Annotated in this window: 17 protein-coding genes; 10 read left to right on the top strand and 7 right to left on the bottom strand. The window is 56.4% G+C overall.

Annotated features, from left to right (window positions below):
• Nucleotides 1-44 precede the first annotated feature (44 nt).
• Nucleotides 45-947 carry an NrtR DNA-binding winged helix domain-containing protein gene (locus tag FCH38_RS18255; RefSeq protein WP_174374648.1) on the bottom strand — a complete coding sequence of 301 codons (903 nt, stop codon included), beginning with the start codon at nt 945-947 and terminating at the stop codon, nt 45-47.
• Between the two features lie 210 nt (nt 948-1,157).
• Here FCH38_RS18255 and FCH38_RS18250 point away from each other — a divergent pair, with 210 nt between their 5' ends.
• The 4 genes from FCH38_RS18250 (at nt 1,158) to FCH38_RS18235 (ending at nt 5,016) form a co-directional block, all read left to right on the top strand.
• Nucleotides 1,158-1,532, top strand: coding sequence for a PAS domain-containing protein (locus tag FCH38_RS18250; RefSeq protein ID WP_149901200.1), 375 nt, complete (start codon nt 1,158-1,160; stop codon nt 1,530-1,532).
• Nucleotides 1,533-1,598: 66 nt separating this feature from the next.
• Nucleotides 1,599-2,126 (top strand): thermonuclease family protein, encoded by a 528-nt coding sequence (locus tag FCH38_RS18245; RefSeq protein ID WP_174374647.1) that lies wholly within the window; start codon nt 1,599-1,601, stop codon nt 2,124-2,126.
• A gap of 172 nt (nt 2,127-2,298) precedes the next feature.
• Complete coding sequence (locus FCH38_RS18240; protein ID WP_174374646.1) at nt 2,299-3,705, top strand: tyrosine-type recombinase/integrase; 1,407 nt, start codon at nt 2,299-2,301, stop codon at nt 3,703-3,705.
• A 156-nt stretch (nt 3,706-3,861) separates the two neighbouring features.
• The gene (locus FCH38_RS18235) at nt 3,862-5,016 is read left to right on the top strand and encodes a hypothetical protein (RefSeq protein WP_174374645.1); all 1,155 of its coding nucleotides are present in this window, start codon (nt 3,862-3,864) and stop codon (nt 5,014-5,016) included.
• A 3-nt stretch (nt 5,017-5,019) separates the two neighbouring features.
• Here FCH38_RS18235 and FCH38_RS18230 read toward each other — a convergent pair whose 3' ends face one another.
• Nucleotides 5,020-5,448, bottom strand: a complete 429-nt coding sequence (locus FCH38_RS18230; protein WP_174374644.1) for a hypothetical protein — start codon at nt 5,446-5,448, stop codon at nt 5,020-5,022.
• Between the two features lie 545 nt (nt 5,449-5,993).
• Here FCH38_RS18230 and FCH38_RS23510 point away from each other — a divergent pair.
• Complete coding sequence (locus tag FCH38_RS23510) at nt 5,994-6,230, top strand: hypothetical protein (RefSeq protein WP_236776649.1); 237 nt, start codon at nt 5,994-5,996, stop codon at nt 6,228-6,230.
• 356 nt (nt 6,231-6,586) lie between these two features.
• Here FCH38_RS23510 and FCH38_RS18225 read toward each other — a convergent pair whose 3' ends face one another.
• From FCH38_RS18225 to FCH38_RS23600, 4 genes are read right to left on the bottom strand one after another with little or no spacing between them, the layout of a single operon-like run.
• The gene (locus FCH38_RS18225; RefSeq protein WP_174374643.1) at nt 6,587-7,975 is read right to left on the bottom strand and encodes a hypothetical protein; all 1,389 of its coding nucleotides are present in this window, start codon (nt 7,973-7,975) and stop codon (nt 6,587-6,589) included.
• Nucleotides 7,933-8,547, bottom strand: a complete 615-nt coding sequence (locus tag FCH38_RS18220; protein ID WP_174374642.1) for a hypothetical protein — start codon at nt 8,545-8,547, stop codon at nt 7,933-7,935. The genes FCH38_RS18225 and FCH38_RS18220 overlap by 43 nt, the downstream gene beginning before the upstream one ends.
• Before the next feature lie 20 nt (nt 8,548-8,567).
• Nucleotides 8,568-12,383, bottom strand: a complete 3,816-nt coding sequence (locus tag FCH38_RS18215) for a hypothetical protein (protein WP_174374641.1) — start codon at nt 12,381-12,383, stop codon at nt 8,568-8,570.
• 11 nt (nt 12,384-12,394) lie between these two features.
• Nucleotides 12,395-15,199 carry a D-Ala-D-Ala carboxypeptidase family metallohydrolase gene (locus tag FCH38_RS23600; RefSeq protein ID WP_174374640.1) on the bottom strand — a complete coding sequence of 935 codons (2,805 nt, stop codon included), beginning with the start codon at nt 15,197-15,199 and terminating at the stop codon, nt 12,395-12,397.
• Between the two features lie 558 nt (nt 15,200-15,757).
• Between FCH38_RS23600 and FCH38_RS18205 the strand changes: the two genes are divergently transcribed.
• On the top strand, nt 15,758-16,459 hold the full coding sequence (locus tag FCH38_RS18205; protein WP_174374639.1) for a TIR domain-containing protein: 702 nt from the start codon (nt 15,758-15,760) through the stop codon (nt 16,457-16,459).
• A 119-nt stretch (nt 16,460-16,578) separates the two neighbouring features.
• Nucleotides 16,579-17,391, top strand: a complete 813-nt coding sequence (locus FCH38_RS18200) for a hypothetical protein (protein ID WP_174374638.1) — start codon at nt 16,579-16,581, stop codon at nt 17,389-17,391.
• Between the two features lie 7 nt (nt 17,392-17,398).
• Here FCH38_RS18200 and FCH38_RS18195 read toward each other — a convergent pair whose 3' ends face one another.
• On the bottom strand, nt 17,399-17,968 hold the full coding sequence (locus tag FCH38_RS18195) for a recombinase family protein (protein WP_174374637.1): 570 nt from the start codon (nt 17,966-17,968) through the stop codon (nt 17,399-17,401).
• Between the two features lie 261 nt (nt 17,969-18,229).
• On the opposite strand from FCH38_RS18195, the gene FCH38_RS18190 reads away from it, so the two are divergent.
• From FCH38_RS18190 to FCH38_RS18180, 3 genes are all read left to right on the top strand, one after another.
• Nucleotides 18,230-19,072 carry a hypothetical protein gene (locus FCH38_RS18190; protein ID WP_174374636.1) on the top strand — a complete coding sequence of 281 codons (843 nt, stop codon included), beginning with the start codon at nt 18,230-18,232 and terminating at the stop codon, nt 19,070-19,072.
• A gap of 130 nt (nt 19,073-19,202) precedes the next feature.
• Nucleotides 19,203-19,700: a hypothetical protein gene (locus FCH38_RS18185; protein ID WP_174374635.1), complete on the top strand. Its 498-nt coding sequence runs from the start codon at nt 19,203-19,205 to the stop codon at nt 19,698-19,700.
• 466 nt (nt 19,701-20,166) lie between these two features.
• Nucleotides 20,167-20,937: a DUF2971 domain-containing protein gene (locus FCH38_RS18180; RefSeq protein WP_174374634.1), complete on the top strand. Its 771-nt coding sequence runs from the start codon at nt 20,167-20,169 to the stop codon at nt 20,935-20,937.
• Nucleotides 20,938-21,031: the final 94 nt, after the last annotated feature.

Here is a 21,031-nt window from a genome sequence, read left to right as displayed (position 1 = left end):
TGAGCATATCTAGGTCAAAGAGATATTCTCATTGTGAGTATATGTCAATTGCGGGAGAGCGGCAGTTTCGTTCCGGAGAGGGCGCGTTCGTCGAGAACGGTCTGGCGGAAGCGGAAAAGCTTTGCCGGGCGTCCGCCGGTTTCGGTCGCCATGTCGCCGGTCTCTTCCACCAGTTGCTGCTGTTCGATCAGCCGGCGGAAATTCTGCTTGTGCAAGGTCAGTCCGGCGAGCGCTTCTATTGCGCGCTGCAATTGCAGCAGGGTGAAAGCATCGGCCATCAATTCGAAAACCACGGGCCGGTATTTGATCTTGGCCCGGAGACGAGCGATGCCGGTGGCGAGAATGCGACGATGGTCGGCGAACATCGGCCTGCCGAAATTGATCGGGTGTTCGCTCTGGGCTTCCTCGACAAGGCCCGCCTCGTACAGCAATTCGTAGCGCTGCAGCGTCAGTTCTTCGTTCCAGCCGCCGCCATCGAGGCCGAAGGTGAAATCGGCCCGCAGGTGACGCTGGCTCTTGCAGGCGGGATCGGAATCCGCCCAGGCCCGCAACCTGTCGATGATGGTATCCAGAACCGCCGGGCGGCCCTGCCGATGATCCTCCCAGGGTAGGTATTCATACCAGCCGTGCCAGAGCGCGTGCCCGTTGCCCGACGATTCATGCTCGCGAACCAGCCCCAGATAACCGATGGAGATGGTTCTTCCACCCGGAATATCGTTGTTACGGTCGCGATCCGCGAAGGTGTAAAGCTGTTCGAGATAACCGACCGGATGATGGGTCTGCTCGTGGATCCACTCTCGCAGCCCGCTTTGCAGCGTTCTGTGCCCGAATTCGAATGGGCCTGAGGGAAGTGCCGCGCCCGCCCGGACGGTCATCACCCGCGGTTCGTCTCGCGTAATGGCGGTGACGACGGCAATGAGTTCGGCATGGGCAAGCCCGATGGTCACGGCGACTCCTGTCTTGGGTTGCGATATCAACCTTCTTTGGCACAGGAAGGCTGCTTCGCCAACAAGGGGCGGGTGGCAAAGTGCTTTCTATATCCGCATGAAGTCTAAAGTAGAATATCATCAAATAAAAGGATAAATTCTTGTGATTAGTCATGCATTTTTTGTTATGTTATAAAAAAGTTATAAGCATTCATGTAGTGTAGAAAGCCGATGTTAGAAGATATATCTCTGGAAGAGACGCTGATTGGTTATTATACGTGGAGCATCGGTCAGAATCTGGTTTATCTGGATGCTGTGGCTTCGCGTCTGCGCGATTTCTCCTTTGAAGAGGCTTCTCGCGGCATTCCGGTGGAGAAGTTCATCGCGCAGGTCGAGGTTGGTTCACAAGCCCGGGTGGCGCGAGCGGTCCATAATTCGCTGATAAGCGGTGAGTTTTACGATCAGGAGAGCCGGATTGATCTCAAGGCTGGTGGGTTTCGTTGGCTCAGGACGACTGGCAGGGTGATTCACGACTGCGACGGCATTCCGATCATGGCAATGGGGACAATTCGCGACGTTACCGCTCGCAAGGTCCTGTTGATGTAATGCTGCGTCTCTTCTACTCTGGAGCGGGATAGGTTCATATTTTATCGCTTTTGATGTTTCGGTGATATGGCTCGGCAGATCGCAATTTTGCTGTTTCAGATCGTGTTGGTGATAGGGCTCGGCATTGCCGGCATGCGCATCGCTTCGTTCCTCAATGGCGAAGATGGCTATGAGACTGCCGGTCTTGCGGCGAACACGGAGATGCTGTGGACGACCTCCCCGGTGAAGGTCGATACCCGTCACCAGAATTATGAACGCATCTCGACCCCGCCCGACCCCTATCCGCTAAAAATACATGCGGACCAGCGCCTGCGCGTGGTCGCCAGCAATCGCTTCACATTCAAGGGCCAGGAATTCCGCCTTGCCGGCGTCGAAGACATCGACCGCAACCGCGTCTGCGCTGCCGCTGATGGCCGCCGCTATGCCTGCGGCCTGAACGCCTTCAAGGCGCTGGAGAACCGGCTGCGCGGCAAATATCTCGAATGCCGGGTGGTGGAAGAGGGTGGGGCTATCCTGATCGTTGAATGCAGGATCAAAGGGCAGGACGTGCGAACGCTATTGCGGGAGACGATCTTGCCGGTAGCCGGCCGATAAGGCGTCCGGGAATGTCCGTCAACGGGTGATTTATCGTGTCTGGGAAGATTTGGTGGAGCTAAGCGGGGGACAACCCTCGAAGAAAAGTCCCAAAAATATATCAGAAAGTTATTGATTTTCAGTGGCTTCCGGGACTAACCTTGGGTACTAATTTGGGACTTAGGGGCTTTCTTTGGCTGCATCATCGGCTTCGGATCGAAAATATCTTGAGTGGCACGGCTCGCAGTGGCGGGTGGTGGTGAATGTTCCGCGTAAACTCCAGAGCAAGCTGGGAACCAAGCTCAAGAGGCCGCTGGCGACGGACAGCCTCAAGGAAGCCAACGTTCTCAAATGGGATGTCATTGCCGAGTTCAAGGCGCTTATTGAACAAGCCTACAATCCCGCCCTCTCCAAAGACAGTGCACTCAATATGGTCCGCGAAAAGGCAATGCGTGAGGCCGTACTGTTTGCACAGCAGCGGGGTGCCGCAGTGAACCCTGAAGAGCACCTCCTAGTGAATGATATGGTGTCCGTGAGAATGGACGAAATCCTGGGGCGTCAGGTTGGTGAGGATGAGGAAGGGGAGGCGGTCTTTGAGCCGCAGCGTGAGGCAATCGCCATAGAATTTGCGGCGTTGGCAAGCGGGCAGAAGACTCCTATTGACCTCCACCACAAGAAGTACATGGCGATGTCCGGTGTGAAGGCTCGCACGATGGCGGACGATACGCGGGCGCTAGGCCTGCTGCTTGGATGGTGCAAAAAGAAGGGTATCCCTGCTTACCTCCAAGCCATAACCAAGCGGGAGGCCGTCCGGTTCTGCGATGACCTGCCGCAGCTCGGTGGGAAGCTCTCTCCGGTTACGTTGAATAAATACATTAGCCGTTTGTCTGTTTATTGGTCTTGGCTCGAAAACCGCCATGAGGTTGAGCACAATGTCTGGCAGGGCAGGCGATTGAAGGAGCCCCAGCAGACTACTGACCAGAGAGAACGCCCCTTTACCGATGCAGAGATGTTGCGGCTACTGGCCGGTGATGCGACACCTGAGATGCATGACCTTATGAGCATTGCTGCGCTCACCGGGGCGCGGCTAGATGTGATCGTTTGCCTTAAGGTGAAGGACTGCGAAAACAATACGTTTGTTTTCAAGCCCCAGAAGAAGGAGCCGGGCCCGCGCCTCTGCCCAACCCACCCGGCGCTCTACGATATCATCGAGCGGCGAACCGATGGCCGAGAGGGTGACGATGACCTTTTCCCTGAGTGGCCGGGTGTGCAAAAGGCAGGCTCATTGCGTGAGCGGTCATTCAAGACCTCCAATCATTTCACGAACTACCGCCGTAGTGTTGGCGTGGATGACACCCGCGAAGGCAAGCGACGGGGGTTGGTAAACTTCCACTCGTTCCGGCGCTGGTTCATCACTAAAGCAGAGCAGGCAGGTCAGCCCGAAAGCGTAATTGCCGTAGTGGTGGGCCACAAGAGGCCGGGCATGACATTCGGGGTCTACTCCGCAGGGCCGCTGCTGGAGCAGGCGCGTGCATGTGTGGAGGCAGTCAAGCTTCCCGAGGAGAAGAAAGAAGGGGAAAAGGCAGATGCAGCCGAATAGCTTTTTCATGAATTGGTTGTTCGGTCCCCTGCTAATCTTGGGCATTATCCTCTGGGAGCAGCATGAGGCCAACTGGCAGCGGGCGCTTGAGAATGCGCTGAGCAATTGCCTTGTGTACGATTCGAACTACTACTGCGCCAGCCGGATGCCGCAGCAATGAGTGTGCGCATTTTTGGGATTGAGACCACCCGCCATTATCAGCATCAACACCCAACAAGTCTTGAGGATGCAAGGCGGCAACTCGTTGAGCTGGAGGCGGTCCAGCAGGAAACTTGGACGGCGCTTGATAATGAGCCCCTGCCGGGAACCATCAAGGGCTTCTTAAATCGAAAGTACCCCAAGATATACGCCAGCGCTGGCCTCAGGCAGCTCATTGCCGGAACATGCGAGGCCCGTACCCTTATAGCTCGTAGGCGCGTGGCTGTCCTTGAAGCAGGTCTACCGCTGCGGCAAGATGATTGGGTGCGGTTGGTGGCAGATGTCATCCCCGGAAAACACGGGGTCATGCTGACGGCCACCTTTCGGGATGAATTGCAACGGCAGCGGCAGCGGAAAGTAGACGGTGAGGAGTGCTTAGTGCCTTATGCCGGGGAGCTCAGCCGCGCTGCGATGTCACACGTGCTGGTTCTTCGGCAGTGGAAGGCGAGGAAGGCCGCAGAGGGAACCCCCTTTGTTCAGCCAAAACTGGGAAGGGAAGTCTGGATAGATTCTGATGATCCAAAGCCACCTCCGCCTCCGCCACCTCCGCCAACCCCGGAGGAAATCAGGTTGCAGGAGTTGGAGGATGACTATGCTGCCTTTCTAGAACGTGAGCGTGCGATACGTCAGCTTGGCGAGCCCCGCCCGCCATGGCTGGAGGGCATACGGGAACTACTTGAGCAGTGTGATGAGACGAGGCTCCTAGCTGAAGGTGTCCGTAAGAGGCTGAGGGCGGATGGTGATCTATCTGAGCTTGTTCCCTACAATTTTTATTGGTCATTCACCGGGCCAACTTTCTTTCCGGTTTCGTTTGCGGTCACCTTCAACGGGTCTGACGACCTCGGCATGAGGATGGATTTATGGCACGAGGCACTACCCGTTCGCGCCCGTGTGGCACCGGAAAAAGCGCTGGTAGAGTGGAGAGCTTTAAGGGTTGCAAGAGGTGAAATCGCTCCGCCCGGCCCAACCGTAGAGGAAGACTTGGCGGCTTTGGACTTAGACAACGTGACACCCAGAATGGCAGCAGATATTCTTTACAAGCTACAGGAGCGTGCCCGTAAGGAGGTAGCGAGAAAGGCAAAGCTTCCCCGAGAAAAACCGAGTGCCGTCTAGCCCCTACACCATACCCTTAGGCATAACCCAACGCAAAGCCGCTTGGTCTTCCGTGGTGATGTAGAGCCGCCTCAGCTCTGGCAGCAGCGTGTTAAGCTCTCCTCCTGTCCAGACCATATGGAACGCCGATGCCAGGAGCCCGGCCTGACCCTCCATTATGTCACTCAGCTCAATAACAGCAAAGGCCGCAAGGTCCCCCAATGCGTCAACCGCAGCGGCCTCCCATTCGTCTACCGGCAGGCTCCCAGACATCCTTATGCGATAGGCACCCAGCAAGCCGGGCCGCAAGGTATGCAACTCTACGGAAACATGCTGGAGACCGATAGGCATACGGAGGAGCCAGCCCGCAGGCAGGCCCTTACGTGCAGCAATCGGGCTCAGGGTGAAGAGCGTTTCGGCGGTCTTGAAGCTGGACGTGATGGTTCGAGGCATATTGGTCAGCCCTCCAGCGTCGGCATGGGCAAGACCCCCGTGCAGCTGTGGACACCTAGGAGATCGTCTGCGGGGTAGAACAGTGTGCGGGGCGGATTGAGCATCCTCACCGTGACCACAGGCCGCACGTTACCCCGCATGGCTGGGCATCCTGCCTCCCAATACGCCTTGGATGGGCCGGAGACGAGCTGCTTGAATAGCATCGGGTTTTCGCCGGGAGGAGTGGCCTCAAGCTTCCTGAAGAGGAGAACCGGTTGGCCAGGCTTCAAGGGTGCCGACTTGGAGAAGACGAGCTTCTGGCCATGTTCATAGAGTGGAAACATGCAATCGCCGTCACAGACCATCGCGTATTGCTCTGGGAATGCATGAGGGGGCATAAGGGCGTGCGTAAGGGTTCCGCCAGAAGGGCGGCGAACGTTCATATTCATGTTGGGCTTCCCGACCGATTAACTGTGATTTAAGACCAACAATCTAATGTAGCGGTTCGGCCATTCGGTCAAGCACGAATTGGTATTTAATCACAAATTAGTTGGCCTGAGGACAGAATGCTACTCACAGGAAATCAGTTGAAAGCCGCTAGAGCCCTAGCTGGAATGGACCAACCTACTCTTGCAGCGCGGGCTGGCATTTCGAAAAACACGATAGTTTCCCTTGAGAAGCGCGGGGCGGATGTTCTCACCGGCAGGCTAGATACCGTGCGTGCCTTGCAGGTTGCGCTAGAGGAAGCGGGCATTGAGCTCCTCAGTGAGGGTGGCCGCATTGGCGTTCGCCTTAAGGTCTGAGCATAGACCCACCAGATATCCCTATGGTAGCCTCAATGGGTAAGGCATGAGGGTATCCCTACGCCCTGCTCTTTCTCATTGTTAATCCCCTTCATCGGGGTGTAACTGCATGCCCTACCACTATGCCTATCTCCTGGCTGGGCATGCTGATCTTATCGGTGATGGGTGGCGTATGGCCTGCTGTGTGCCTTGCTATGTGGGGGCATGAAGTAGGCGTATTGGACAACAGACCATAGGGTTGGCATAAAGGGAGGGCATAAAGCTGGGCTTTAAGTTACCGGCTTCAAGCTCACCAATGATGAGGAAAGAAAACCTTAAGCAAAAACCCTAGAGGGAGAGCAGAGAGGCATAGTGTGCTAGTTAAGCCAGATTGGTCTCTCAATCGGCTTTTCGGTCACCGGAATGGCCTGCCCAAGTCGTTCCCGTGTGACGGCCTCCATGACGGCCACAGCCAGAGGCTTGAAGGATTTCCCGCAAAGCAAACCATCATGGCAAGGCAGCGCGGCACAGCCCTCAGCACGCAACCTGCCCAAGACCTCCAGCATCATCTCGCTTTCAGTGTAAGACGTTTGCGCCCAGACATCTGGTGTCTCGAAAAGATGGGCGATGGGGGCATGGTAAGCCTTCGCCTCTTGGAGAAACCGCTTACCGTTCCATCCATCCGGCAGGCTGCTGGCCGTTCCTCTCGGCAGCTTGAAGGGTGGCAGGGTTTTGCCGGGTGCGGAGGCTCGGCGTGAAAGAAGGGCACTCACGATGGTCTTCACAGTGTCCCGGCAGTGGGCCAGTCCTGGCAGGCCATATGGGTCTCCTGAAGGAAATGAAGCCCCTGCAATGCCGTAAGCAATGTGGATGAAACAGGCGGACCAATCCAAGTCACAGAGCTCCTCGCCTCCGATGGTGAGCCTATGCCGCTCTCCGCGCTTCAGACCCAAATGGAAACCCCTGTAGAGCCTGCCATGCTTTGTCCATAGTGCTGAATTTTCAGCAGTAAGGCCGTGGAGAAAGATTCGGACCATATGAAATGGCTCAACGGGTTGGCCATCTAGCCGAACATCTGCCTTAGAGAGGTATGTGTTAAGCTCCTCCATCTGTGCCCGCTTCCGGCGTGACATGGCGGTATCGGCGTATTCCACCAGCTCGGATGCATCACCGCGATTTGCCCTCTGCCTAAGCAGGATGGTCTCCCCTTGCCCGGCACTGGTGACCTCTGCCAACGTTATGCCGTGGGCCTGAAGCCTTGCCGTGAAGCCAGCAGAGAGTGAAACCTCAGTGCGTGTCCGCTTGGTCTGGCCCCACGTCACCGAGACCACATCAAGAAACTCCAGTGCCAAGAGAGCATTCTGCAATAGAAGCGGAGAGAAGGCAGCGCGGTTATACCTGTCGCCCTTCCCTCTATGGATCGATAGCAGCAGACCTTCATACCGAAGCGGGCTCAATGCCAGCACCGTGAGGTTGGCCAAGAGGCTGAACACGGCAAGCCGCCGCCTTTCGGTGGCATCCTTGCGCAGGCTCCTGCCGGGCGTAACGTTGGGCGCGGGGATAGATGCAAAGACCTCTTCGGCCAACGCCCAGAGCGGGCCACCAGCCACAACAGAAAGCCACGGCTGATAGTGGAAATGGCGGGCATCATCGCCGCCCTCTACGCACTCCTCAGGGCCGAACACGGCGAGAGTATCACCGTGCTCAGCTTCATCATACACGCTTACTGGTACTTGGCCCTCAGTTGCTTCTGCGCTCTGCTCCACCGTCGCTTACCTTCATTCCGTGTTAGCTCAAGGGTGGCTACCTCTTGTACGCTCTCTGCCGGTCTGCACCGCACTGTGAGCCTGAGGTCTTCCGCGTCGGCCAGCACTCGGGCTATCCATGCGGCGTTGCTCCAAAGCTGCCCATTCTTCTGCTTGAAGCCGGTAGCAAGAAGCTCTTCCGCCGTGTGCGTGTATGCCCTGAAGATGCCATCGCCTTTGCTGGTGATGATGGTAAGGGTGCGGGGTGCCCCTATCTCATCTACAAGACGAGCGCTGCCGGGCCGCTCTTCAGTGAGCCATGTGTCAATGCCATTCATGACCACCGGGCTAATCCTTGGCAGCGCCTCCAAGAGGGCGGCATGGTGCCCCACATCGGTGCTGCCGCTGTGGAGGGTGGCCTCCTCATCCACGTTGGTGAGGATCGTAGTGCCCTCGCTGTCCGTGAGCCTGAAGGTGGAGGCAAAGACGCCGAACATGGAGTTATTGCCGTTCGCCGTTACGTAAATCTTCATGTCCCGCAGGACGCCCGGCTTGGTGTCCGTGGCGTCCTGTGCGGCTTGCTGTGTCGTCATGTTGATTGTTCCTAAGTGTGTTAGTCGCCCGCGCCGAACGCCTCAAGGACAGCCTGAAGGCCACCCTTCTGTTCTTCGGTCGGTTCGGCTTTGAGGTGGGCGAAATGGTCTTTGACTTTGCGCTGGGCCTTAGACAGACCCTCACGGACATTTGCATCCCGCCGTATGCGGTTGGCCGCTGCCCTGCGGTATTTGCTCACCTGTTTGGCGAGCATTGCAGCACGGGTATAAGGTGTCTCCATGCTGCCATCTGGGGCACGCTGGTAAGCCGGAGAAGAGATGATCTTTGCAATGACATCCCGCAGCGGCTTGGCATTCGGGCCGGGCTTGCCGGAGAGCTCCTGTAGTTTGATGTAGGCGTTCTCTCCAGTGGTGAGGGTAATGTCCCGCAGGTCTACCTCACTGCCCTTGAAGCCCATGGTGTAGCTCGGTGGCCCCATAACGCTGGACCCCTCAAGCCCGAGCCTTACGGTCTCGATATCAACAAGGGTGCCATTGTCGTCAGACCATAGGCCCTGTCGATTGAGGATAGGCTGACCCAGCCAGTTGAACTTTGGGGGTAGCGTTTCGCTCATTCCGGGGACCACTTGCAGCATCTTGTCAGTAACCGTGCGGGCATCCCTCAGGTAGCTGTCCTGGCTGAGCTGGCGTGTCGCCGCACTGAAGGGTACCATGCTCTGAGCCACCCCACCAACAAACACCTTGCCTTGCCTTTCAGGGTCGCTGAGGGCCTCCAACGCTTGGTTGAGGCTGAGTAGATAGGACCGTGAGGTAAACTGCTTGGCCAGCCCTATTGCCAGTCCCGTCAGTGCCGTCTGGATATTGTCTTCAAGCTCCTCATCACCCGAATGCTGGGCCACATGCAGGGCGTCCTGAATATCCGCAATGATACCGAACGGCAGGGCTATGGGGTCATAGCGATTGAATGGGGTGTAGGTTTTGGTCCCATCCTCATTCTCGGTGACGATGCTATAGGGTTGCCATCCTGTGGCGAGAAGCTGCTGCTTGAGGCGGGGGTTGGAAGGACCACCACCTGTTATCATTCCACTCACGGCCAGCCCTGCTGCCGCACCCATGAAGAGCGTGCCCATCGCCATCTGGCCTACAGCCTGCGCCTTGGCCTCATGCCCCATCGCACCGGAGAACATCTGACGGTACTCCTGCTGAAGCATGTTCAAGCCGGGGGTCATCTTCCATGCATACCGGATTACGTTGGTGGGTGTCTTCACGAATGGCAGCACCAGCCGTGTAAACTGGGAGCTCTCATTGCTGACAAATCCCTGTACGGCCTTGCCCAATGTCCCCGGTAGTAGCTCCTGCTGGAAGGTGGCGATGTTGGCCTCACGCAGAGCTTCGGCATCAAGACCACGGCCCTCAGCATCAAAGGCAGCATCAAGCCGTTTCTCAACGTGGCGCTTGATGTATTCCTTGTATGCCTTGCCCGATAAGCCTTGCTCTACGGCTTGCTCTACGCCCTCCATGTGTGCCCGTGCGGCCACCTTGCTACGGTAGACCGTCTGTTTCACGAGCTCATCCACCGTGCCGAGTACCCTAGGGCCAGCACCTGCTGCGCTCAGCGGTATGGAGATGGCGTTATAGAAGATGTTGCCGAAGCTATCGAAGGGCCGGAAGTACCTCTTGCCCAATGCCTGAGTGCCGGGCACCCGCCACGCCGTGGAGACATCCCCACGTAACTCTGCGCTGCTGTGAGGTGTAAGCAGGCCATCGTTGCGGGTGAATGCCTTAACCGCTTGGCTGAAGCCATCCGTAAAGCTGGATGTCATGTAGGTGTACTGCCTGAGGTTCTCCTTGAGCAGCATGCGGCTTGCTTGGTTTCCAGCTACTGCGCCGGGGATTGACCCAATGATACGTTCCATGGGCCTTGCGGCAACCATGTAACCGTTGCTGAGGACGTTGATGAGCTGGGTCTTGGGGCCACTTACGAGGGAGGAGATACGCATGTAATTCACCGTATCCATAAGCTTGCGGTAAAGGCCGGGGTCAGCCAGCCGTTTGAGCTGGGCAGGGCTACCGCCGCTTTCTGCCAACAGGTCATAGAACCGTTCCTTGGAGAGACCTTCAAACAAACTGGGGTCAAACGGCTTGCCCCGGTTAGCCCGAACGGTACGCCCGCCTTGCGCCCTGATATCGTCGGTGATCTTCAGGAAATCTGTGGCCAATTGGAAGCGCCGGGCAATCTCGGCCTCCATCTCAGCCAAGCTGCCAAACTCGGAGAAGTCACCTATGCGCCGCCTGAGAGCCAGTAGCGAGGCGTCAGTGAATGCCTTTGCGCTGAGGGAGCCAGCCACCTGCATTTTCGCCGTGAGTGTCCGTGCGGCTTCACCTGCACTTTGTAGCAAGCCGTAGAGCTGGGCTGGGTCTTCTCCCGCCAACTCGGCAAAGCCTTCTACCTGCTTCTGCAATTCGCGGTCTGTGAGCCGTACCTTGAAGCCATCCGCCTCAAGCTTCTCGGCCTTGTGAGCAACAGCCAGCTCCATGTACTGCTGCACATCCGTGTCCGTGCGGAACCGGGACCACAGAGCCCCCATGTCACGGAACTGCTTGCCGGATGCTAATGCCTTTCCCGTGTCGCCATAGGTGCGGACAGCATCCCAATCCTTCTCAGCATTCTCAAGGTGCACATCCACATCATCCAACAGGCCGGGCCGGGCAACATCCTGAAAGCCGGGCCGTGCGGGGTTGCCCACCATATCCTCTGCTGTGAACGCAATGGGCGGCTTGACGGCTTGCGGCTCCAAGCTCGGCTCTGCGGTTACTGCCACCTGCTGGGCTTCAGGCTGGCCCTCAGGAGCCTTGACGGGAACAGACCCACCATTCACCTCATCGGCTGCTGTTGCCACAGGCTGAGTCTCTGTGGCCGATTGTGCCAGGATGGGCTCTATGTCGGCAGTAGGCTGGGCAGGCAGCTCTACCTCATCCACCTCTACGCCAGCCTCAGGCTCGGCGGCACGCTTCCTCTCAAAGTCCGTGATGGTCCTTGATGCCCCCGCCGTGTCACCGGCCTTAAGCTTCTTCCATACGGTTCCACCCAGTTTGAGGGAGCCGATGATAGCCGCATCCAGCCCGATGCTTTCCATGGCGCTTTTCACACGGCCCCATGCGGCGCTGTCGTTAGGGTCGGCTGCAAGCCATGCCGTGACGGGGTTGGCTAGAGGGGTGTCCTGAAGCAGGTTGCTGAGGCGGGCTTCATGCGGATCGAATGCGATAGCCCCAGCGAGTGCCGCCTTGCCAGACTCAAGGGCAACAGCGCCACCCTTTACGCCTTCCACTGCGGTCTTGCCTGCGGTAAGCGCCTCGCCAATTTTGGGGATGGCCTGCGCCACCTTGCCGAGCTTCCCGATGCCAATCATGGCTACGGCGAATTGGCCGATGCCTGAGGAGAGACCATTGATAATTGGCGCTTCCTCTTTCAGCTGGTCATTCTGGAGCTCTATGCCACGGCGTACAGAGGATTGCTCTTCGGGTGGCGTATCGCCAAACAGAAAGTCTTTTGTCTCAAAGACTGCCCGCATGCCACCCGATGTGAAGGCATCAACAACATCCGGGGGCGATATGGCATCACTGATTGCGCCTAGCACACCAGAGGAGCGGGCCTGCTGGATTTGCTCGGGGGTGAGGGTTGGCGCTTCCTGTGCGCCGGGCTGGGTGGGTCCGCCTTCCGGCTGCTCAACGAGAGACCCCAGCAGCTCCGCTGTAGCTTGAGGGTCAAACTCAAGGCCCTGCTCCCGTGTCTGGGCAGGTTGCTGGGCATTGGGCACGGCTGGTTGTTCCTGCTCTCCGCTGGGGAATAGCCGGTTAAATTCTTCTTCGGTCAAATGGGGTGTCCTTAGATGGAGGTGCTTTCCTCAGCTATGGCTCTAAGCCACGCTGGTGCCCGCCGCAGATTGCGAGCGCTCTTGTCATGCATGAAGTACGGCAGGCCGTTGCTGCCCCTCTGCCGCTTGAGGTCAACATGCAGCATATCCGGGGAGCCGGTATATGTGATGAAGCGGGTGACGCCCTGAGCCATGAGGGCCCGCACCAAGTCAGCCCGCTGGCTATCGCTCATGCCTGCCATGCTGATATCCGCCGCGTTGCCACGTGTGTGTTCCCCGCCGCCATTACGCTTGCGGCGCTCAACCGGATGGTTTCCACTACGGTAGCCTGAGCTGATAGTGAGGTCCCTGCCAAGCTGCTGCGATGCTGCCGTGAGGGTGGTGCGCAGTGTGGGGCTTATGGTCTCCTGCCCTTTATGGACAAAGTTGAGGTTACCACCAGTGCCCAGCGGAAAGGTGGGCTCAGGGCGAACCAAGCGGGCCAGACCATGTGCTGCCGGGTTGGAGCTATAGGTGGCTGGCTGAGCGGCAAAGCCCAATGCCCGGTAGACCGCAGAGCGGGGCACGCGGCTACGGTTGAGATTGTCCCCATGGTAGAAGCTACGGCCCGTGGTCGGGTCTGGTAGGCTGGCAAATTCCTGGCTGAGGGCAAGCGCAAAGGTTCCCTTGGAGATACGGCCAGCACGGAAGGCTTGAAGGCCACGCCGGTTGAGCAGCATGCGGCCCATCTTGTCCTGAAGCTCAGGGGTGAATGGCTCCGAACCGGACAGACCCATCTCTGCTTTCAGGCCCCTCAGCGTCTTGTACAGGAAGCCGTACTTGCCCACTGCCGTGCTGGGAATGCCCCGTCGCCTTGCTTCCTGCTGGTGCCCAATGATGGCGTCAAGGGTGAGCTGGCTGAGGTCCCGTGTGTTGCCGGGGTTGCCGTAGACGGCGTTGTAGTTGCCGTCGCTCTCCCCCTTTCCGATGAGGTCTAGGAGCAGCAGCGTCTGGTCATCCTCCCCCATGCCCGTCTGCCGTGCTTGGGAGAAAGCTTGGTCGATATACGCCGATGCCTGCTCTTGGGTGATGCCCTGCGCTGCCCTGTCGCCTCCTCCAAGGTCTTCCTCATCGGGGCTGAAGGATATGGGCTTGGGGGCTGTGGGGCTGGCCTGTGGCGCGGCTTTGGGCTGCAATACACGAGAGCGGATATACTCATCATAGCCCATGCCCTTTTGTTTGGCCTGCTCCTCAAGCTTTTTGCGCTGCTCTGGGGTAATGCTTTGGGCCTTCTCCCATGCCTGCACCTCCGGGTCACCTCCTTGCTGCTCGCCGTCAGAGCTCGCAGCGTCCCGTGATGTGAAGGCGTTCTCAAACGGTAGTGATGGGTCTCGGTTGTACTTAGGGTCCTCTCCCTCAACGCGTTCAAACCTGTCGGTGATCTGTTTACCGAACTTGGTTGCCTGCTCATCAATTTCATATTGGGTGGCATTGGGGTTGCTGATAATCCAGCGGGTCAACAGTTGGCGGAAATCAGATTGAGCCTCAAAGCCTTCATCGGAGATGCCCAGAAGCGGGTTCATTTCCAACATGGTATCGGCCATTGTTCTCTGCCGGATGGCATCAAGGATTTGCTTGGAGACCTGCCCACCCATCGCCTTGCTGATGCGGTCTTCGCCATCCTCAAAGCTCTGTACAAAGGTGCTTGCTGCCCGCATGTCTTCCGCCGTGCCGAACACGCCGTTAGCCAGTGCCTCGCGCAGTGCCCTTTTGGGTGGCATACGGCCTGAGACCACATCATCGTAAAAGCGGGCTACATCCTTGGGGTTGCTGACACCCTTGGTTAGGTCCTCACGCCACTGCCGCGCCTTTACGCGTATCGTGGGGTCCCCATTCTTCTCGGCTTGCTTCAGGAGTTCCTCACTGAGTGGGGCATCCGGGGTGTCAATGATGCTGTTGATGATGCCGGTCTGTGCTGCATCCTTGAGGCGTTCCTGCTCAGCCTTCTGCTTGGTGGAGAGCGCACTGGCCTGCTGTCGGGCTTCGGTCTCAAGGCTGTTGATGGTGGCGTTCTTGACCTCCAGACCATGAGGTGTCTGGCCATATGTGTAGCTCTGCCCCGGCACCTTCTGGTTAAACCAGTCAAGAAGTTTAATATCTTGGGTCTCCAATATCTTGGCAGACATAGTATCTATGAAGGTGTCCACCGCTTTGCCTGAGGGGTCGCCCTTGGCCAGGCTGTCGGCAACCACCTTGTTGACCCTGTTGAAGATGGCGGGATAGTCAGCCCCCTTCTCCTGCACTAGGCCATCCTCAAGCCCTTCCTGCACGGTCCCCGAGATGACGGCACCATTGCTTGTGAGGCTACCCCGCACGGTATGGTCATGCCGATACTGGGTGTGTAGCGTAGTGGCGTTGGCTTGGAGGGCTTCCACAGCGGGCAAGATACCAGCCAACACGTCAGGGTCCTCTGTGCCAACGCTATCTTTTACGAACGTCTGGAAGAACACGTTGAAGGCTTCAGGGTCCTCACTGTTCTTCCCCTCCCAGCCGTCCCAAGCGTCTTGCCATTTGGTGCGGAGGTTCTGGCCTGCTGCTGCGCCTTGGGCCTGCTTGAAGCCTTTGACGTAGAAGGGCGAATAGTGCGCCGGGATGGTTCCCTCTGTGATGGCCTGTGCAAGCTCTCCGGCATGGTCGGTGTAGAATGCAGCCTTGCCTTTGAGCTCCTGCTCCTCCTCGGCCTTCTTGTCGCGTGTCTCAACGAGGGTCTGTAAGCCCTTATTGGCTGTGCCGAGTGCCTCACTGAGCTGCCGTAGAGGTGACTGAGCGGGACGCACGTAGGTATCCACTGTGGTGGCTACAGGCCGGAGCTGGGCGTTGAGGGGTATCTGCTGGACTGGTGCCCTAGCCATGGCAGGTGGGGCCCTTGTGGGAATAGCGGGTGGGGTGGGGCATTAGGGGTGCTCCTTGATGGTGGATGGAATTGATGGAGAGATAGCGAAAAGACATTGACCAGCTACGCACTGACCGATGTTACGTCACGCAAGCGTGCTAGTTAGCTTCAAAGCTGAGCAGCGAAATGGAGGCTTCTTGTGCGTTACTAAGGGAATTCTTTTTCGCTCGTCTGGTCGTCACTAAGGGAATTCTTTTCGGGGCCTTTTGTCGTCACTACGCGATTGCTTCTTGGTCATCACGGAGGGATTGCTCCTTCTCGATAATACGCGAATAGCAAAACGCCCGGCTTGAGGGCCGAGCGCTGAGCTTCAAAAACGAAAGGCTTCTATCCGGTACTAAGGGAATGCCTTTAGGTGAGAAAGACTCTGGAGAATTGAGCAGCAACGCCTTAATATCTTAGGTTGATGACGAATCACGTCACTTGCGCTGGGGTAGTAGTAATGACTAAAGATGACCTATTAAATTTGCTTCAAAGTAACGGAATGCAGATCAAAACTGCTGAGCGGATGAGGAATGACAAGGGCTGGGATATTCGCTGTACAGGGGGAGAGATTGTTGCGCTTTATGATTCGGAGAAGGTGGTAGTACAGGGGCAGAATCAGGCAGCTGTCCGAGCCCTTCTCGGTCAGGAAGCACCCGTGCTGGCTCAGTCCAACGCCACCCCAACGCCGTCTACTTCAAATCTGCCGCCACGGGACGTTTTCGTAGTATATGGGCACGACAGCGGCGCTCGCACAGAGTTGGAGGCAATGCTCCGCAGGTGGGGACTTAACCCGCTGATACTGGATCAACTCACATCCGGTGGGCAGACAATTATCGAAAAACTCGAAAGTGCAGCAGGTAAGGCAAGCTTCGCTGTTGTGTTGGCGACACCAGATGACGAAGGGCACCGCGCGGGGCACGTCGAGGAAAAAGCCCATAGAGCTCGTCAGAACGTTGTCCTTGAGCTGGGCATGATGCTGACAAAGCTGGGACGCGATAGGGTCGCTGTGCTGATGAAGCAGCAAGAGAATATGGAGAGGCCCAGCGACATCCAAGGCCTCATTTACATACCATTCAAAGACAGCGTGGCAGAAGCCGCACTGCCGCTTGCAAAAGAAATCGACGCTAAAGGCATCGCCATCGACCTGAAGCGTGTCTAGCGAAGGCCTGCCCAGCGCCGCCTCCAGCATCAAGCACATCCCCTTTGTCCGATGCTGGAGGCCAAGGCACCTTCTAGCTCGCTCCTAGAAAGCTCACCCAGTGTGGAGAATGATAGCCAATGGACATCGCGAAGCAGCGGCTTGAGGGCATGCAAGATGGCTTAGATGCCTTTGAGAGCGCAACCTCTAGCGCTGTTGCCATCTCAAGCAAAAATATCGGCGTCGTTCATACAGGGCGGCAAAACCGTGCTCTTCTGGTCTTCGCAAAGCTCATCGCACACAACATGAGCCTTAATAGCCTAGTCGGGACAGGGATTTCCGCTCCACCGGGTGCCAGCCTAATGGACCACTTTTCGGCAGCTGCACTAGGCCGGGCGTCAATAGATGCCGCTTTGATGGTAATGTATCTCACTCATCCACCGCTATCTGTGGCTGAATGGAACCTGAGGCGGCACGTCCTCTACCTGCATGACGCTACCAACAGGAAGAGATTTCTTGACGCTCTCGTAAAGGCGGAGGGCGACATCGTCAGCGGCCATATGGACGGCTATCGGGAAGCAAAAATGGAACTGCAAGCTAAGATCAGAGGCTTCGGGGCTGCACTTGGCCTGCCTGAAGATACCATTGTGAATCTCTCCAGCGGAAGCGCCGTATTCGTCGCGGGGGTTAGAGGCGCTGTCGATGAGGCGGGGTGGAACAAGAAAGCCTATGAAGCGCATCAATCGTATTTTTCCGCGTTCGTTCACTCTCATCCCGTGAGCTTCATGCGAGCGGTTGACCACGAAATTTCATTTAGCGAGCCGTCCGAATACCAGAAATATCTATGCAACTACGTGCTGGAGACCGTTGCGGTCTACACTGAAATGGCCAATGAGCGAATGGAGGAGACCTGCATGACTTTCGAATCTGACCCCTTGGGCCACATAGAGTAAGAGCACACTAAACCGCTTCCCTTAATATCCTGAAGACACTCGCCCGGCTCACCCCGAGCTGCTCCACAATCTGGGGCACCGTCTTCCCTTCACCCCTGAGCCGTAGCACCTCCTCAGCCTTACGCTTGGCCGTAGGAGCCCGGCCCTTGTATTTACCCTCTGCTTTCGCCTTGGCGATGCCCTCACGCTGACGCTCCAGCATCAACTCCCGCTCAAACTCAGCGATAGACCCCAAGAGGTTTAGCATAAGCTTTCCCGTTGGCGTGGAGGTGTCTAGGTTCATGTTGAGGATACGAAGCTCCACGCCCTTCTCCCTGAGGTTGCCCATAATGGCCACGAGGTCAGCCACCGAGCGGGCGAGGCGGTCTAGCTTGGTGACCACCAAAACGTCACCCTCGCGCACAAACTCCATGGCCCTTTCTAGCTCTGGCCTCTTGCTGTCCGTGGCGGCAGAGAGCTCCTCGCGGAATACCTTGCTGCATCCGGCTGCTTGGAGGTCTCTGAGCTGGGCTTCAAGCCCGGCCTTCTGGTCTGTGGTGGATGTGCGGGCGTAGCCTATGAGCACTTGAGCGGACATGTCGGGTCTCCATAGAGTATCATTGAGATCAAAGATAAAGTGATACCAATGGTCTCAAATGTCAATAAAGGTCCGTGTGAGACGATTTAGGCCGCTGACTGCGCAGTATCACAAGGGCAAGCCCTGTTAGACACGCCCTCACTCTACATGCCCCAGCGGGGTTTTATTTTTTGGCGAATTTTAAACCATTTCTACTTCAAGTTTATATCTCGACGTGTATCACACGGGAAGTGACTACAGGTGGGGTATTGAGGGGCAGAAATGGCAAGGGAAATTCCGATTACATTGAAGCTTGTTTATCGTGGAGGAGACGCAGATGAGGGGCGGCTCGATTTGTACGATGGCGCAGATTCCCTTTTCGGCTTTGCCAAAGCGCTACAGATCGCAACCCATGCGTTTGTGAAGGAAAATATAACGAAAACGGCACCATCAATGAAGGGCGCTAAAATCTTCATGAACCCGCCGAAAACGGGGTCGTTTGTTGAAGTTTTGCAGGTCATTATCACTGATCCTAGTTTCATGGCTGGTGTGGGCACCGGGGTGGTCACGAACGCCTTCTATGATTTCCTTAAAATAGCTCTAGGCCGCGCTGCCGGGCTCTTGTTTGAACCTGAAACTCCAGCAATCAAACAACGCCTAGAGAAGGACGAGCCATTTTTTGATGAGCTAGCAGACCTCTTAGAAGGGCCGCTGCGTGAGGCTCACCGGACGATTGAGGAAAGCGGAGGCACCGTTTCGTTAGAACGCCCGCGCTCCGGTCTATTGACGTTCGATGTTGACACTTTGGACTGGGTGAAAACCCGCGAGGAAGACGAGGCCTCGGCATATCGTCTTGGCACTGTGACTAGATTCAACATTCTTTCGCATAATGGTCGCATCTTCGATAAAACTGAAGACAGGACTATTCCGTTTAAGGCCGGAGAAACACTTAATCAGCCTTCAATCTTGCTGTTGAGTAAATCGCTTGACGAGGCAAACAATAGATTGCCTGGGCTATTAGAATTCCAAGTGACGCCCGTACGCTCGGCTAGAGGAGTAATTAAGCGTTTCATTCTTTCATCTTGCCGAAAGCCGGGGTCACTTGGGCCAGCCCACTCCTTGTAGGCCCTGACGTTTAGAAAATGAGCGGGCGACGTGAGGAGTAAGGCAATCAGCTTTGCGGAGGACGCCAAGGCTTTTGCAAAATGCGAGGCAGAAGACTTTATCGGTGAGCTGAAGTAGCAAGAGGTGCCCGATGGACTTCCTATCAATCATCTTGGCAGTGCTGGGCATCCAGAGGGAGCGGGCCAGCAAAGCTAGTGACCGAAAGATTGAAGCCTATCGCCTTGTCTCTGAGGTAGCCGTAGAGGCCGCTCAGGCTGGCAACATGGTGGCAATGGCCATGCCCGGCATTATGCACCGGCTTCAAGCCCTCTACCCGGATCAACCCGAGCTGCACGCCAGCTGCTCCAATACGCTGACCACGATGCTGGAGCAATCTAGGCAACTCTACCATATGGCTGAGAACTACAAGCCAACCATAGAGAACGGCAGCAACTGGGCAGACTGGGAGCCTGTGTTGAGGAAGCTGCATGAGTGGAGGTCTACGGCATCCATGTTGCGTCCGCATACGGAGGCGATCATCAAGCGGTATGAGGACCTACTGACAGCAGCCGAGCAAACCTATGTGTCTCCACCAGTGCAGCCCACGTTGCCGAAACGGGACAGGGGGTGGGATGCTCCGCCGCTTTGAGGGACCCCCCTAGGGCCACCGGGGGGAAACGCTCGCCGCCGCTGTCACGTATTACCGCTCACATGTCTGACCCCATTTGTAACCCGAGGCATAGCAAGCGCGGCACAGTATCTGAGGTGCCTTATCTTCGGACGCAAAGGTTTGGCGCTGGCCGGAAGTAAGCTGTGGACAATGCCGTTCTCCGAGAGATGTCGGAGTATTAGGCGACGTTAAAATAATCCATGTTTCGTCTCAGTGAATCAACGGCCATCGGCCCAGAGAAAATTAACCCCTGTTCTATCTGTAATTTGCCAAACGACGATTTCACGGTCGTCTGCAAGACCAGAGTTCAACTCAGAGAAGTTCTTCCATGTTACCTGAACGAGTTTATACACCGCAGTCTGGAGATAAGCTATATCATTACTGCTCGGCGCAGACTCTTCAAGCCATTCTAGAGTCGAAGTCTGTAAGGCTGAGTGATGCCAACATGATGAATGACTATCATGAAACTAAATATGGGTATGGGGTATTTGAAGAAGCCGCTACCGAAATTCTCAACGACGCTGAACTGAGAGAGAAATTTCCCAGCCTTAACATAGACTTCTTTGATGAGGTTGATAAGGTTATTAGCCCAATGCAGTTGCGCTTGCATCCTGTCATCGCGTGCTTCTCAAAGAGGGCTGACCTTCTGAGCCAATGGGTTCGTTATGGGGATAATGGCAGAGGTTTTTGTGTCGGATTTTCGGCAGAGAAGCTAGTAGATATGCCCGTTACAGTCTTGGAGGTGGAGTATGGCCGCCTCAAGCAACTATCGGAGATGAAGATCGCTCTGATTTCTCTCTTTATCCGAAATGGCGTGATGGAAAAAAACTATGGGTCAGATTTCAGGCAGGAATGTGCCGTGCTCGCAGCGTTCCTCTACGCATTCAAAGCGTCGGGGTTTCAAGAAGAACAGGAAGTTAGATTAATCCATCTGTTAGATGTCGTCACGGATGGTGGCATGCCCAGGTTAAAAGACGCGGGCGGCGAGGTCAAAGGAAAGAAGGTAAAAGGGCAGATGGTTAAATACCGTGTGTCGGAGGGCGCTTTTGTTGCATATATTGACCTGCCTTTTCATCGGCCGCATTCAGCAACTGCCATAGAAGAAATTTGGTTTGGTCCTAAGAATGGTAATGGGCCGGGAAACGTGATCTATCTCGCGGGAAACCACGGCTACAAGGGATACTCTCTCATGGAGTCTAAGGTGACATACAGATGAGCTAGAATACGCCATCCAAAGGGCAGTACCTGATGGGGTTGCCTGAGGTTATTTGATTTCGGTTTGGATGTCTTCGTAGAGGAGCCCCGGAAAA

This window comes from Agrobacterium tumefaciens, from assembly GCF_013337285.1.
GTDB classification, from domain to species: domain Bacteria; phylum Pseudomonadota; class Alphaproteobacteria; order Rhizobiales; family Rhizobiaceae; genus Agrobacterium; species Agrobacterium burrii.
The sequence above is the reverse complement of the archived record's forward strand: the minus strand, read 5'-3'. Positions and strand labels throughout refer to the sequence as shown.

What these genes read in the sequence shown, in the direction of transcription:
- FCH38_RS18180 (WP_174374634.1), top strand. Translation starts at nt 20,167, where the DNA reads ATGATGAATGACTATCATGAAACTAAATATGGGTATGGGGTATTTGAA.
- FCH38_RS18200 (WP_174374638.1), top strand. Translation starts at nt 16,579, where the DNA reads ATGGACATCGCGAAGCAGCGGCTTGAGGGCATGCAAGATGGCTTAGAT.
- FCH38_RS18245 (WP_174374647.1), top strand. Translation starts at nt 1,599, where the DNA reads ATGGCTCGGCAGATCGCAATTTTGCTGTTTCAGATCGTGTTGGTGATA.
- FCH38_RS18250 (WP_149901200.1), top strand. Translation starts at nt 1,158, where the DNA reads ATGTTAGAAGATATATCTCTGGAAGAGACGCTGATTGGTTATTATACG.
- FCH38_RS18220 (WP_174374642.1), bottom strand. Translation starts at nt 8,547, where the DNA reads ATGACGACACAGCAAGCCGCACAGGACGCCACGGACACCAAGCCGGGC.
- FCH38_RS18190 (WP_174374636.1), top strand. Translation starts at nt 18,230, where the DNA reads ATGGCAAGGGAAATTCCGATTACATTGAAGCTTGTTTATCGTGGAGGA.
- FCH38_RS18205 (WP_174374639.1), top strand. Translation starts at nt 15,758, where the DNA reads ATGACTAAAGATGACCTATTAAATTTGCTTCAAAGTAACGGAATGCAG.
- FCH38_RS18230 (WP_174374644.1), bottom strand. Translation starts at nt 5,448, where the DNA reads ATGCCTCGAACCATCACGTCCAGCTTCAAGACCGCCGAAACGCTCTTC.
- FCH38_RS18185 (WP_174374635.1), top strand. Translation starts at nt 19,203, where the DNA reads ATGGACTTCCTATCAATCATCTTGGCAGTGCTGGGCATCCAGAGGGAG.
- FCH38_RS18195 (WP_174374637.1), bottom strand. Translation starts at nt 17,968, where the DNA reads ATGTCCGCTCAAGTGCTCATAGGCTACGCCCGCACATCCACCACAGAC.
- FCH38_RS18235 (WP_174374645.1), top strand. Translation starts at nt 3,862, where the DNA reads ATGAGTGTGCGCATTTTTGGGATTGAGACCACCCGCCATTATCAGCAT.
- FCH38_RS23510 (WP_236776649.1), top strand. Translation starts at nt 5,994, where the DNA reads ATGCTACTCACAGGAAATCAGTTGAAAGCCGCTAGAGCCCTAGCTGGA.